This is a genomic window from Vibrio sp. B1ASS3 (assembly GCF_905175355.1).
GTDB lineage: Bacteria > Pseudomonadota > Gammaproteobacteria > Enterobacterales > Vibrionaceae > Vibrio > Vibrio owensii.
In genome coordinates this window covers 1,500,355-1,515,688 of sequence record NZ_HG992742.1, presented here as the reverse complement: position 1 = coordinate 1,515,688, position 15,334 = coordinate 1,500,355, and the positions used below count along the sequence as shown (strand labels likewise).

Annotated in this window: 9 protein-coding genes; 5 read left to right on the top strand and 4 right to left on the bottom strand. The window is 40.0% G+C overall.

The features are described 5' to 3' along the window. Positions 1–345: 345 nt before the first annotated feature. Entirely contained in the window at positions 346–1,173 is an 828-nt protein-coding gene (locus KJB05_RS06835) for a restriction endonuclease (protein ID WP_208445050.1), read from the top strand. 281 nt (positions 1,174–1,454) lie between these two features. Here the strand turns inward: KJB05_RS06835 and KJB05_RS06830 are convergent, their stop codons facing one another. Next, positions 1,455–1,940, bottom strand: coding sequence for a hypothetical protein (locus KJB05_RS06830; RefSeq protein ID WP_208445049.1), 486 nt, complete (start codon positions 1,938–1,940; stop codon positions 1,455–1,457). A gap of 1,380 nt (positions 1,941–3,320) precedes the next feature. Here KJB05_RS06830 and KJB05_RS06820 point away from each other — a divergent pair. From KJB05_RS06820 to KJB05_RS06810, 3 genes are all read left to right on the top strand, one after another. Next, positions 3,321–5,138: an ATP-dependent endonuclease gene (locus tag KJB05_RS06820; protein WP_208445048.1), complete on the top strand. Its 1,818-nt coding sequence runs from the start codon at positions 3,321–3,323 to the stop codon at positions 5,136–5,138. A gap of 471 nt (positions 5,139–5,609) precedes the next feature. Further along, positions 5,610–7,643 (top strand): hypothetical protein, encoded by a 2,034-nt coding sequence (locus KJB05_RS06815; RefSeq protein WP_244142923.1) that lies wholly within the window; start codon positions 5,610–5,612, stop codon positions 7,641–7,643. Positions 7,644–7,953: 310 nt separating this feature from the next. Continuing rightward, the gene (locus KJB05_RS06810; RefSeq protein WP_208445046.1) at positions 7,954–8,343 is read left to right on the top strand and encodes a hypothetical protein; all 390 of its coding nucleotides are present in this window, start codon (positions 7,954–7,956) and stop codon (positions 8,341–8,343) included. 184 nt (positions 8,344–8,527) lie between these two features. Here KJB05_RS06810 and KJB05_RS06805 read toward each other — a convergent pair whose 3' ends face one another. Next, positions 8,528–10,795: a DUF2971 domain-containing protein gene (locus KJB05_RS06805; RefSeq protein ID WP_208445045.1), complete on the bottom strand. Its 2,268-nt coding sequence runs from the start codon at positions 10,793–10,795 to the stop codon at positions 8,528–8,530. Positions 10,796–11,151: 356 nt separating this feature from the next. Next, on the bottom strand, positions 11,152–12,078 hold the full coding sequence (locus tag KJB05_RS06800) for an FRG domain-containing protein (RefSeq protein WP_208445044.1): 927 nt from the start codon (positions 12,076–12,078) through the stop codon (positions 11,152–11,154). Positions 12,079–12,786: 708 nt separating this feature from the next. On the opposite strand from KJB05_RS06800, the gene KJB05_RS06795 reads away from it, so the two are divergent. Continuing rightward, positions 12,787–14,673, top strand: a complete 1,887-nt coding sequence (locus tag KJB05_RS06795) for a PIN-like domain-containing protein (protein WP_208445043.1) — start codon at positions 12,787–12,789, stop codon at positions 14,671–14,673. Positions 14,674–15,068: 395 nt separating this feature from the next. On the opposite strand, the gene avs1c is transcribed toward KJB05_RS06795, so the two are convergent. Continuing rightward, a complete protein-coding gene (gene avs1c / locus KJB05_RS06790) occupies positions 15,069–15,329 on the bottom strand; it encodes an AVAST type 1 anti-phage system protein Avs1c (RefSeq protein WP_108173272.1) in 261 nt (86 codons plus the stop codon). Between the last annotated feature and the right edge of the window lie 5 nt (positions 15,330–15,334).

The following is a 15,334-nucleotide window of genomic DNA, read 5'->3' as shown; positions in this document are numbered from 1 at the left end:
CTGTATCAAGCTCTATGACACTCATCACTGTGGTGATTTGACGGGAAATTTGAGCATTCAATAGTGCATTTGGTTGAGTAGGTAGCGAGATTAAACGTTCTAATCTGAAAGTTCACACTTTGCATAGTGATATGAGCGGATTTAGGCCATCTCTAACAGTTCAGTTTTGTGACGTTAGTACGCAAAAATATTTGAGAGTGACACGATATTTTAAGGAAATTGCCCTAGAAGAAGATAAAAATTGGAGCCCGTAACGAATTGTTTTATGGATTAATGCTCATCATGATTTGCCTGCCAGCCAAACTATGATTAAATGCACTTTAGTGCATATTTAAGGAAAGATTAATGGCAAGGAAAAGTGATGGCATCATCTGGCATTTGATGGATGCACCGTGGTGGTTAAGTGTGATTTTATCGATAGGTGTGTATGTCGCCCTTTCATACGTATTACCAGAGCTTGCTGTCAGCAGTAACAACTTTGTTTTCAATGCTATCGCCCCAAATCTTTCCATGTTCGCACCGTATTTTGCGTTGCTGTTTTTCATTCCCGCGCCGATTGCTTTTTTTAAACAATTTCAGAGAAGGCAGAGGTATCGGACGACCACTTCACATATTCGCTCGAGACGAGTAACCACGCCATTTCACCAATTAAGCTGGCTAGAGTTTGAATCTTATGTCGGCGAGTACTTTAAGCATCAAGGTTATACCGTGAAGCAGTCTTTTTCACAAAAGCCTGACGGCGGCATTGATATTTGGTTGACGAAAGATGGTGAATTGAGCCTAGTGCAATGTAAACACTGGAAGGCCAAGAAAGTTGGCATTCAGGTACTTCGAGAAATGTACGGTGTCATGATAGAGCACCACGCAAGCAAAATGATTATCGTCACGTCAGGAGACTTTACATCGGAAGCCATTGCTTACGCGCAAGATAAACGCCTGTGGTTGGTCAACGGCTCAGAGCTTGTTCATATAATTGAGGATGGACGGAGCTTTGAAAATAAACCACCAAAGCCAACGAGCGACGCGAAACCGGTACTGAAAGTGTGTCCAAACTGTCAGTCTGTCCTTGTAAAACGAGTGGCGAAACGAGGAGTAAATAAAGGGAAGGCGTTCTATGGCTGCACTTCGTTTCCAACGTGTCGATACACGATTGATTACTCAAAGCCTAATTAGCGATGCTGCCTAAAAAGCGTCTGATTAATGAGCGGTAATTAACGGGTTTTGCTCAAAAACAAACAAGGATAAAGACAGTCTGTGGGCGGCTTTTCACATCCTTGTACGTCCCTATAGCTGTACTCAATGCTCTCACTTTAACCCACAGCTCGAAAAGCCGCATCGCTAGTTTAAGAGGCTTCTAGAGCACCAACAAGTGGGGATTGTCGTCATACTTTTAAAGTTATAGCGAGCCTCCCAAAACAGGGGTAGGCTACTGATAATTCGAGGGATAACGTTTGTTATCTTGGTTTGGCTATCTTGTTACTTTCGGTTACTTGCCACAATACCTGCCAAATGTCGGGTAAGCGGTGACCTAGCCTTTGTAACGTCATCACAATTTGAGACTGGTGATGTTCATCCGTTGGAGCGCCATGACCAAAGCGTAACTCTTTACAACGCTGAGCTTGTGTTAGATGGTCAAAATCAGCCGTCAACTCTAACAAGGCTTTTTCTACTTGCCGGTAGTTAAAGCAACCGGTCGACAAGGTTTGAGCGATGATGCTCAACCCCAAGTGCGCTGACATCATTTTTCGCAGCTCGCGCTGAATATCGGCACTATCATCAATGCGGTACTGCTCGTAGAAGGGCACTAAGTGCGGATATATGTGCGATGGCTTTAGGTTTGACATTAGACGCTGGCGCACGACTAAGGACGAGGCGTTAGGATGGCGTTCTAAAATATGTTCGATGCGACGCTGTAATTGTGCATCATTGAGTCTTCCCATCGATTCTCAACGTTCAGCATTCAGATAGCGTCATTTTGCCATATTGCGTCTCAAGCTTGACCAAGTATTTTGAGAGTTGTGTCGTATAATGAGGGCATTCATCGTCATAACACAGCAATACCATTATGCCTTGTAAACCTATTGATAATAAACTTTTTCTAGAGCACCTCAATGCGCTTCTTTCACACACTCGTGATAGTCGAACCGCCACGCCGGATGTGTCTGCTCTTTTGCCATTTGTTCGAGATGTTGTGCTTGAGGAAGTCGTCATACACTGTCGAGGCAATCAAGCGAAAGCCTCAAGAATACTAGGATTGAATAGAGGTACGCTACGCACCCACATGCGTCGAATAAACAAACAAAACGTAACTATGGCGCTCAATGACGGCGCTTGAGTATCTCTTCTGACCTCAGGGCTAAGCCACTCTTTGATTTCGAATTGGAATGCTTTATTGGGCAAACGGCACAGCTATTTTTTGCTATCTCAGATACGACAAAGCCACAGGCAGGACCTGTGGCTTTGTATAACAGCGACAGAATGTTTTTCATTCAATTTGAAGAGGGAACGCATTCTGTGTGCAGCGCTGGGCGTTTTATCACCACAATAGGGAGGGAAAACACCTAAGCTTATCGGAAGTCCTCGGTGGGCTGCTTTGCAGTTATGCCAAGTTCAAATAGATACCATTACTTCTGGCCAGACAGTAAATAGTAACTCAAAGAAAAAGCAGGGATACCCGAGGCTCTCGAGCATAGTCTAAAATTGAGCGTTGAAAATCGCAAGTTTACCAGATATCAAAATGAAGATAGTTGACGGTATTTTCCCTAAAAGAGTCCTGAAATGAACTTCTAGCAGCAAGCAGTCATCGGGATAATTTGTCCAATAGGCTGTTGGACAATTTTTCGTACCCAATTATGCAAGAGGCTCTTGCAAAATTGCGAAACAAGTTGTTTCGTGAATCGTCTACTCGATACATCGTTTTGGCTGTAGGACTAACATGGGCATTGTTAATAAATCAACTACCGAGTATTCCTCGGCAGTTGGATTCGGGAACTGTTGCAAAATTAGCAACAACTTTCACCGCCCCAAGTATGCAACAGCCTGTTGCACAAATTAACCTGAATCAAAATGCCCCATTATTGGATAGACCTTTTACTCATTCCCATCCTGTTCATGAGTTTTCCCCTACTAAAACTTATCCATTCTTCTAGTACTGTTCGTTGTGAATCCCCGTAAGCATAGTTCGCTAGTGTTTGGGGGATGATGGTTCTTATATCTCGTCATGTAACACAGGGAAAGCCTGCTTTACTTATTTGATCCAAAGCTCTAAACAGAACTTCTTTTTTCAGTATGATACATTGCGCTTATACCAAGGGAGTCATATGAAAATAAGAAAAGTGGAAATTCGAAACTTCAGGGGAATTTCGAAAGCGGTAATCGACCTTAGTAACTTTACGACGCTCGTCGGTCCAAACAACATAGGTAAATCAACGATACTTGCGGCATTAAACTTAGTATTGGATAACAAAAAGCCAAAGGTAGAAGATTGGCCTAACCAAACCCAATCCGATGATGAAATGCTTATTACCTGCACTTTTAGTGATTTAGAGAATTGGGAGCGAGTAAAGCCAGCTATTTCAAAGTTGTTGAATGGCGATGAGTTAATTGTACGTATGAAAGCCACTTGGAAAGAGAACGCAGACGCACCTAATTGTAAGTATTATGTACATCACTCGCTAAAAACCACTCCATTTTCCGAGACCAAGATAACGAAAGTACGAGAAAATGACTTAGCAAAACAAATACTAATTGAACGAGGTGCAAACACTGCTGACCTGTACAAGGAGAAAAGAGAAGAGCTTGAGCAATACTTTATCCAATCTCATCCTGAACATGTTACAGAAGATACCGACTGGCATGAAAAGGCATTTGCAAATTCCTTACAACAAGCGATTCCGCATGTTATGTATGTACCTGCTAGTTTTAAAATTGAAGATGAATTAAAGACCACAGGAACGTCACCATTTGCTTATTTGTTCAAGAACAAGTTATTCCCTCGAGTTAAAGATGATAAGTCATATAGCGAGTACATTGATATCGCGGGCAAGTTACAACAAAAACTAAAGGGTCAAGCCGAAGATGGGTCGGAAATCGATGGTTTGGATGATGCTCTAAAAGCAGTTTCGGAAACTCTAAATGATATTTTGGATTTCGATACAAAAGTAAAACTCGCCGTAGGTGATATTGATGTCGAAAAATTGTTTATGAATGCCGCGACGTTCCTTATCGATGACGAGTTAGAAACAAGTCTTCAATATCAAGGCAGCGGAGTTCAAAGAGCATTGGCGTTTGCTATGCTTGAAAGCAACGCTGCAATTGAAGCACAAGTTGAAGGTGCCCAAAGAACCACAATTGTCTTATATGAAGAGCCTGAGCTATATATACACCCTCATCTTATGCGCCGTTTAAAAAATACGCTTCAAACTCGATCAGACAGCCCACTCTGGCAGGTAGTATGCTCTACGCATTCCCCATTTTTGATTGATTTAGCGAATCAGCCAGACTCAATTAAATTAATTAAAAGGGGAGAAGGAAATAGTCGAATTGTTTCTCAGCTTCCAAACGAGTTGTTCGAACAAAGCGATGAATATGATGAAAAAGTGCTACTGCGTGCGGTACTAGATTTCCATCCGACTGTTTGTGAAAGTCTATTTGCAAAACAAGTTGTTGTCGTGGAAGGTGATACTGAGGTTGCCGTATTTTCAATGATCGATGAGTTAGTAAACAAGTTAGAAATTGAAAACTCAAAACATAAAGATATAACGGTTGTTTCGGCGGGAGGAAAATGGACAATTCCTGCGATTGTAAAGGTGCTTAAAGGTCTTGGTATTGGATACAAAGTTATTCACGATACCGATGCCAAGGGCTTAACTGAAGAAGAACTTGTTCAAGTTGGGAATTTGCACCCTTATCGAGCCAATGCCAAAATTTCGGAAGTTGCAGGTGAAGAAAACGTATTTCTTGTGAATGATACGTTTGAACATGTATTGTGGAATGCTGAAAAAGATTCAATAAAGTCTAGCAGTAAACCTTATCATTCATGGAAGCGCACACGACAATTTTTAGACAACGAACTCGACCTTGATGCTGCATGTAAGTCAACATTAAAAGAGATTATTGAATTTGCTTTTGTGAATTAGATGTAACGATACCTAAAGGCTTCGTTTCTGGAGCCTTTTTACTTAAGGACATTAGCTTAACTCTCATTGCCTTTTGGTGACAGCGTGGTGCCGTTGATCTTCAAGCCGATTTAGCCAACAACGCCTCAGAACCATAACACTGATTTGTCAAAGCACTGTGTTTCAAAACTAAACGTTAAACACCAAAAAAAGAAAATGATTATTAAGCTCTTTAAGTTTTCAGCATAGATTTGGATAAATATGTACGATTTACACCTTCTTGGATGGAATAGCTTCCAACAGCTTTGCCTTACAATCACTCGTGAAGTGCTTGGGCAAACTGTACAGTCCTTTCTGGACTCAAATGATGCTGGACGTGATGGTGCTTTCGCTGGTAGTTGGGCTCCTTGCTCAGGCATGCATCTTAGTGGGAATTTCGTGATTCAATGCAAGTTTACAAATAGATCCTCTTTTTATCTTACGAAGTCCTGCATGTCGGATGAAATACCTAAAGTTCGCAAGTTAGTCGCTGATGGTTTTTGCGATGTTTATATTTTGATGACTAACGCTGGGGTATCTGCCAATCAAGAATCGTTGATAAAATCAGAGTTGCTTGCTGCCGGGGTAAAACACATTCTGATTTTTGGTTCTACTTGGATCGAGGATCAAATCAAAGAAAACACACGACTTCGGATGCTCGTCCCTCGCATATATGGTTTGGGAGATCTCAGTCAAATTTTGGATCAACGAGCTTACGCTCAGGCTCGCTCAGTTCTGGAATCGTTACGAGAAGATTTGGCTAAGGTTGTAGTTACGGGTTCCTACCGAAAAGCGGTTGATGCCCTTGATGAACATGGATTTGTATTACTCATAGGCGAACCAGCAGCGGGTAAAACGACTATTGCATCGATGTTAGCAATGGCGGCCGCAGATAAATGGGGCTCATCTGTTCTCAAACTAGACGACCCAGGCAAGGTTGTAGAACATTGGAATGTGGAGGAACCCACTCAGTTCTTTTGGATTGATGATGCTTTTGGTGTTACTCAGTATGAGTCGTCTTTGGTTCACGGATGGAACCATTCCCTAGCGCAGGTTAAGGCAATGTTGCGCCAAGGAGTGAAGATCGTTATGACGTCAAGGGATTATATCTACAATCGTGCTCGCCAAGAGCTAAAGGAGAGTACTTTTCCACTAATCAATGAGAGTCAAGTTGTAATCGATGTTCATGAACTATCAGAACTTGAAAGGCAGCAGATCCTTTACAACCATTTGAAACTCGGAAAACAACCCGCAGCTTTTCGCACTTCGATAAAGCCGTATCTTGAGTACATTGCAGCGCATTCACGCTTCATTCCAGAAACAGCACGACGAATCGCCGAGCCTTTATTTACGAAGGACCTCTATATAAGTGAATATCAGTTGGGGCAATTTGTAGATAAGCGCGAACAGCTTCTTCTTGAAGTGCTCCAAGGGCTGGATGTTAATGACAAGGCCGCACTCGGCTTAATCTATATGAGAAAAGGCCAACTAGAAAGCCCTATCATGTTACAAGAATCTGAGCCTTCGGCATTGGAACGCCTCGGCAGTACATTAGGGGAATGTATCAAGGCATTGACTGCACTAAATGGTAGTCTTGTAACGCAAGTACATACTGATGACCAACCAGAGTGGCGCTTCAAGCATCCGACGATTGGAGATGCTTACGCGATAACACTATCTTTCAACGCAGATCTGCTCGGAATTTTCTTGAGTGGTAGCTCAACTGAAAACCTACTGTCACAGGTAACATGTGGCAATGTCGGTATTGAAAAGGCAGTAGTTGTTCCCAAGTCATTGTTCACAATGATGATAGATAGACTAAATGAGTTCACACAAAGTACCAAATACAAGGTGCAATGGTTATCGTCGTGGGGCGCTAGGTGGGCACTTTATCGCTTCCTTGCTAATCGTTGCTCGAAAGAGTTCTTAGAGATGTATCTTACGCAAAACACCGAAATCCTACAGCGTATATCTAATCCGGGTTTAAACCTAAGTGTAGTACCCGAAGTTGGTCTTGCTATCCGCCTTTATGAGTTTGGCCTTCTTCCTGAAGAGTATCGCAGAAAATTTGTTGAAACTGTGAGTAACTATGCCATCGAAGGTGAAGACTTATACGCTTTGGATGACTCAGGTGTAAGAGGTGTTTTTACTGACAGTGAATTTAATGAACTTGTGGAAACCGTTCGTTGCAACCTATTACCTAATCTGGCAGATGTGCGGGTGAATGTTCAGAGCAATTATAACGAGACTGATGAGCCGGATGAGCATATGGAACCTATGATTGAGTCGCTTAACACGCTGAAGGATAAATTTAGAGAAAATGAGGACGCAATTAAGATCATTGAACGGGAGTTGGAGTTCGCTAATGAATGGATTGCTGAGTCTTCCGCTCCAGAACCTAAAATCAGCCCTCGCTCCTTTGGTACGGTGACAACCCCTGAAGAAAAATACGGTACGAGAAGTATCTTTGAGGATATAGATGAATAGTTTACTTTCACTCAAGGTTTAGTGGCTAAGGAAATTTGACCACTACATTAGAGGTTTTGCTATACCATAAGTAATCCGTTAAATACTAATTTAGCAATGCGTATAGCACAGGTTTGCCCAAAATCTTCACAGGTTAATTTTTACCTGTGGCACTTTCTAACTCAAAAGTGCCCCTTTGTAAGCTAGTACTGACTATCATCGATAGACATGAGTAAATTCCTTTGACGAGAACATACACTTTCAATTTTTCCGAGTTGTAGAGATACTGACAGCACACGCTTGTGTAGGTAAAAATTAATAGGTTATATGTATGCTGAGCATTATTGATATAGTGACAATCATAGCAATGGTTGCAGCTGTTATCGCTGCAATCCCAATTGTTAGGGATTGGTTGCCTATAAAACTGTCTGATAAAGAACGTGATGTTCTGTTGTTAGCGAAAGTTGATGATGGATATCCATATATGATTTTGTTCGTGTGTGGTTTAAGTAAAAGGTCTTATGTTCAGACCCCCTTCAAGCACGACTCAAACATTTATGTTTCTGACGAAATAGCCTCGCTTGCATGCAAAAAACTAATCAATGTCGCATTTTTACGTCAGGGTGGAGACTATGTAGGAGATGGGCAATTTGTTTGGTACATGTTGACTCAAGAAGGCATTAAAGTTTTGAACAGGTTAAATCAAACACAGAGTTTATGACCTAAACCAATGTGATTAAGGTAAGTACAAGAAGTTATTCTCGTGACCTATTATGGCTAATGAGCTTAACACACCTTTGCCCCACTATGATTTATAGCTCGAATAGTTGTTTCAGACAATTTGCTAGCTTTGAGATACAAAAAGTAATAGATGGCGAGAAACAATATCCCCTCGAGGTTCTCCGTTAGATTTTTGAAATATCGATATCCCGATACTCTAAAGCAAAACAGTTATCTTGTGAGATAAAAGCTTCTCGTAAAGTTACTTTGGGCACATGGCTTTCTCTCTTGGAGTTTATAGTATTAGCTATATTTGCTATAAGTTTTCTCTTATCGTCAGGGAAATCGCACCCTAGCGTAATACTGCAAATCCTAGCGTTAATTTTGGTACGGTCGGCATTCGGGTACTCAAAGCTCTCGAAGTTGATTTTTTCTTTAACATTAGTGAATATTCTAACTTCATCTTCGTAAGCCCAGTCATTGTTTTTAGTTAGAAGGTACTGATTAAAAGGAACTAAATCTTTTTCTAAGTTTCTTTTAGATTCATCTACATAGCTCACTTTTTCTATGCCAACGCCGCAAGGAAATTCCCCGCCAAACCAATATTCGACCATTATGCCTTGATGCTCTTGGGCGTAATGAGACCACATCAACATAGAATTATTGTTGCTTGAGAGCGAGCAGATGCGATAGTTGGTATCTATGAGGCTATTCGAATCAAGCTTACTTAGTGTTGGTAGTTCAATAGGGTCATTTAACTGTTTTTTTGACGCTAAATAGAAGTATTGGTTTGTAAGTGCATCAATGCTATTGATGTTAAAAGGAGAATACTTAAAAAGTCGGCCTGATTTTGCTGTAAAGGTGTGCCATTTGAACTGGTTGACTAAGTCAGCATTAAACCAGTGTCGCAATTCGATATACTCTTCTTCTGCTATTTCTACGTCAGGCAATCTTTCCGCACAGCTAATGTAATTACCAATGATAATGTGATTGTAGTCTTTTGATGAGCGCATCAGCTCTATCGCAAGCTTGTAGTATTCGAAAGCATGACGAAGTTCTTTTTTGCGTTCATGACAGACGCCAATACAATTATACGATGACATGGTTGGTTGATTGGCAGCATGAAACTTAGTGACATTTTCTATGACGAAATCAAATTCATTGCACTCTATGCCTAAGTGATATAGACGTAGGAAGTCGTCACTACTCATATCTCCATTAGATAACTTGACTTTAATCTCTGCTAGCTGTGTATCGTAGTATGCATCGTTCCACTTGGTTGTTAATGACTCTAACTCACTACTCAAATGCTCATAGGTTTGGTGTTTGATTAGGTCGGGGGAGTCAAACGCTTCAATCACTTCTTGATGTATTCCCCATCTCTCAATCGTATCATTGAAGTGTGTTTCTTTTTGGAATAGCCGCTCTAACTCATCTATTTTATGTTTACATCTAACAGCTTGATATAGAATTTTAGATTCATCACGCAAGGTATCTGCCTTGTTATTAATAAACTCCAAAATTTGCTTGTTCACTGGTTGCTTTAGGTATGACAACGCTAGCAAGTAATACAGGCATACGTTTATATCGAGTCGGTTATGTAGATCGTCAGTAGGAGCTTCTTCATAATAAGTAACGACGTCTTTATACTCACTCGCCAGAAAGGCTTTTTGTATTAGAATCCTTCTAGTTGGGTTAGCTTCTCCTTTCTCTGATTCCTTAATATAAGCCTGATAAATCGCTTTATTGTCGTCACCCAAGAACTTATCTACCTGCCAGAAGCTAAGCTTGCTTAGCGCAAACTCTTTACTGATTAAGCCGCGATCGAAATACTCCTCAATGATTTCAACGCTTACTGTCTCAATTGATTCTATTAGGGCTAAGCAATCCTCTACTTCATCAAGATAGAAAAGCGCAAAAACAAGCATATCTCTCCTGCAAGTAATTTTGCTGTCTTGAATTAAAGATTTGATAAAATGCCAGTCTTGAAGAGTAAAGTTTGAGAAGTGTTTTCTGCGGTAGAACAGGTTATCGATTGTGCGGCCCAGTTTCTCAAACTCATTGTTTTCATAATCGAGTTTTAAAGATGTGATGCATGAATTCGTATCATCATCCGTTATAAAAAGCCCCCAATGAGCGTGAGCGTTATTTGGATTTAGTTTTATAGCATATCGATAGAAGCATGCAGGAATATGCTGTTCATTGAATGAGCTGTAAATCTTATTGGCGGTATCCCCAAGGTAGCAGTAGGCGGACGACTCATCACTGTGTCGTGAAGTTACTTCGGCAATAACATCATCTAAGCATTCTTGCTTTAAATATTGGATAAAGTAATAAAAACCTAGATACCATTCATTCTCATCGGACTGCCAGCAGTTATCGAGAAAAGTTAGCTTCGAAAATTCTTGGTTTTTAATCCAACTGATTATCTTTTTATCATCAATGTTGCTCATGTCATCTATTCTTTAAATCGCTTGTATTATCAAGATTATGAAGAACTAGCAGGCTAATGTCTTGCTTCTTGTCAAGTTTGCAAAGTTACTGATTTCCTTCAATCTAGATTTGTTACACTTGGTACTTACTAGGGCGAAAGTACCCCATTATGTGTTATATCAGAATAAGTCTTTATAGAACTCAGCAGAATCTAACCTAGTTTTTCTAGTACAAATGACGCCTCAGTGCTTAGTCCTTACTTGCTAGTAAGGACTAAAAACCTAATACAGTTAGGTATTTTTACCCAAACAGAGCAACCATTGTTATTACCAAAACTCATTCATGAACGATACATAACTTATCCAAAAATATTTGTTTAAAGTTCGAACTTTTCTTTGGTCATAACTGATGCCTTATCAATGATTTCAAAGTTCAGATCAGTTGACGGGTACACAAATGCTTCGTTAATACCAAAGCGTTCATCAAGAACCTGTAGAATTTGTGGCTTTAGTTCTTTAGCGATCTTATAGATTCTACGTCCACGATAATTGGAGTCACTAGAAACGGTATACATCAGCTGATCCATAGGAACTTCGCTACGATGATAAATGAACGCTCCTTTCTGATTAATGATACGCTCACCAAAGCAAATGTCATCGCCTTTAATGATTGGTGTCACTGTTGAGGCCCCGTCTTTGCTTAAAGTTGTACAGTAGTCTTTAAATGTTTGCGCTCGTTCTTCATTGATCATATGCGTACCATCTTCGTTAAGCATGTAACCAATGTTAGCCGTCGGCCCCTGACCAGCTAAAGCCATCATACGTTTGACGTGTGCATAGATATCGAACATATAAAGGCTACAATCACTTTCTGGCATCTCACAGCAAGCAAAATACAAAGCGATTTTTGGATCATAGCTAAAGTCAATCAGATCAGTTGGTAAGCCATAGTGCTGTGCCAAGTAAGCAACTGACTCATACGAAATCTCTTTAGAACCAAGGAAAAGCAGGTTTGAGTAAAAATCATCTAGGATGCTAAACGAGAGGTTTTTGTATTCATCTTCGTCGATTTCAGGTAGTTCAACCATTGAATTGAAGCCTACATCAACTTCTCGCCAATCTAGCTTACGGCTATTGATGAAATAGCGATAAAACGTTGAAATGCAAATAAAGTCATAGTTAGCCATTCCACGATAGTAAAAATCGTTGTATGCCTTTTCATTAAAAAATAGTGCTTCGACCTGCTCCATTGAATCGACATCGGTTTTGTACCACGCTCGATAGTCAAACGTTGGAAATTTCATTACATTCTCTCGTTATTAATTCGGTGTTTTATACTGATGTAATTGGTACTATGGCAAAAGACTTCAAGTCTCAGAGAGCAACGCTTTGTGAGAGTGTGACGAACGTACATTCAATAGATCGATAGCTCTACCAACAGCGATATATCTGACTCTACATAATAGCTCCAAGTACCATCGTAATAGCATCAGATCTTCCCTTCTGTTAATTGAAACTATGTCATACCTCAACTAATCCGCATTTTGCTAAGTTAGGTAAATTTCTGACACATTTCTGTCCAGAACCTTCATACTTGGCACTTTGTAACTCAGAAGTGCCCCTTTATGAGTTTCAGTAGTATTTAGCATGATTCAAAGAGAGCTATTTTTACCTTAGTAAAGCTAATGAAAAACCTAAACTTAAATACAAAGATGCACATGACAAAAAGTATCTAAAGATGAGGTCAACTTCCATAGCCCACTAAGCGGACAGACCCGAAATGGATAAGAGCCTCATAATATCATTGTTGTGGGTCAACTATTTACGCTACCGGGCAATAGGTGATGTTAGAAATGATGTCTAACTTCATACCAGAGGTAGCTTTGTAGTGATCCGAGCGAAGAGTTAACATTTTAGCTAAGACTATCGCCATAGTTAATAAATGCATACATTTATTAATCAGAATGCTTATGCTATCGTGCGCACAACGAATATGATATTTAGGTTGAATAATGCGTTTAGGTTACTACGAATTTGATACAACGGTCGAAGAACATCACAAAAATCTGCAAGAAATAGCTAGCGATGAGAAAACACTAATTTTTCTGGATACGAACATCCTCGCCTACTTGTATAAGCTCCATGCCAATGCACGTAAAGAGTTTTTCGACTGGGCAAAAACAATAAAAAAACAAAACAGACTGTTTTTACCTCACTGGGCTGCAAATGAGTATTCAAATCGAGTTACTACTAATAAGTTACACGACTATACGAATCGCAAGAAAAGTAGTGATAACGTAAACCCAGATAAAGCGAAGAAGATGTACGATACGTTGTATGAGATGGCGTCTCTCTTCGTCGACGAAGAAATTCTTGCATCTTGCAATTTTCCAGGAGATAGAACTCAGTTCCTTGACGAATTCAAAAACGCTATTAATTCACTAGACACGTACACTAGTGCATTCAAAACACAGTTTAAGGTTGGGGATATCCATAAGGAAATCGTAGAAAATTTCTCTGACATCGTTTTAGAGTCAAATCTGCCTGAGTTGTGTGCTAGAGCCGATCAAGAAGGTCCTTCAAGGTTTGAGCACCGACTTCCACCTGGGTTCAAAGATGATACAAAAAGTGAGAATCGATTTGGCGATCTTATCATTTGGTTTGAAATACTAACTAAGGCTCATGAATTGGAAGGAACTTTCGACAAAGTGCTCTTTGTTTCCAATGATGAAAAACCTGACTGGGTATACGCGCCTATTCAAAGAGCAAATGAATATAAGGGTCAAAGAAAGATTGTTGCTAACAAGAATCCAGTACTCAAGATCGCTCACCCTAGATTAGTAGACGAATTTGAGACTAAGGTCGGGCATAAGAACTTTACGATATGCACCCTTGCAGACCTCGTAGAGAGCCTTTCAAAAGTAGAACCAGCCCTCCTCACAAATATTGCTGGTGCTATCCAAATCGAAGTTCAAATAGAATCCGATGACGATGAAGTCGAAGCTGCGAATGATGAGTCAGATGAAGTACAATCTACACCTGAAGTGGTTGGAGATGTACCAACTGACACTGGAAATGAACTTGGTGCAGCGAACAATGAACCATACGAAATAGAGAGTTCACCTGTTTTGGATAATGACACTGTATTTGAATATGAGCTCGAAGCTTTACAAGACAGTTTGTATCAATGCGACGGTCCCGGGGAAATAAACGAGATAATTACAGAACTCAAAACACACAACTGGTACAAACAGAATCCAGCTATCATCAAAATAATGTCGTTGGCCCACCTCGACCTCGACCCTTCTGCTAGCTTCGTACTTGGCAGGAATATCTATCAAGCCGCTTGTGGTAACTCCCAAAAAGCTATTGAGTTTATGACTTCTTTAGCCAGAAAACTATCAATATTTGACAATGATATTGCTAACCATGTTCTTGCTGGAATGGCATTTGAGATCTACTTTGACGGACTAGGACAACCTCGACAGCAAACTAAGTTTGACTATGCTGAGACTGTTTTGAAAGTTATTACTATTGATGGGTATGAGTCAGCGAAAAACTTTATTAGTACAAAAGTACGAGCGTCTACTTTAGATTTAGTCTTCATACCAGGAGACCTAAATGAACCGAAACACGACATAATCATAGAAGTGTCAGAAGATGAGACTAAAGAAAACTCATTTATACTTAACTCTGTCCAATTTAATGATCAGGAATTAATTGAAGACGACGATGAAAGCCCCGACAATAGTTGGTCAAGAAGAGTCTATACCGCAATAGATCTTTATGAAGATATTTCAAATGAGTATTCAGTACCAAGATGGGCATTAAGAATTCAAAATGAACATAACCTTACACTTCAAAACTTACTAATTCCCGAAGGGAAGAAGCTAAAATAAGAATTGCAAGAATTACTTTAGATACATATTCACCAGAATAAATAACAAGAACTAGACGTGGCCTGTAACATCAATACTGGCCACTGAACCCAGCGATTTGCCATACTTATAGTTATTCATGAATTGCTAATGTTCGATATCCCAAACTCACTTCTGTCTAGAACCTTCACAGTTGGCACTTCGTAACACAGAAGTGCCCCTTTACTAGTTAGAGTAAGTGCTCATACTTGTAATGTTTATGGATGCTTACCCTAACAGAAGTTATCCGAACTATGCACAACATCTAGATATTATATTTAATTGCTCAGCTTGATGGGCTACCGGTACACGTAACCATTATGTGGTGGTCCGTTATAACTGACCACCACAATTTATCGATGATATTCAGTGCTAACCTATTTTTCATCAAGATCAATATTATCGGGTAGCTTGAAATTTCGCATATGATACATCATGTTTGCGTTAAGGCGAGCTTGTTCATTAACACTTAGAAAATCAATCCGTCCATTCGGGAGCTTTCTTACTTTGAGTATTCCTTCCATAGATATATCAGCATTCACATGAAACTTGCCTTGTTTAATAATATTATGCAGATAGTGAAATCGTAGTTCGAATTCCGACCTAGTATCTGGTGTATCATATGCTTCAAAATTCATGAATC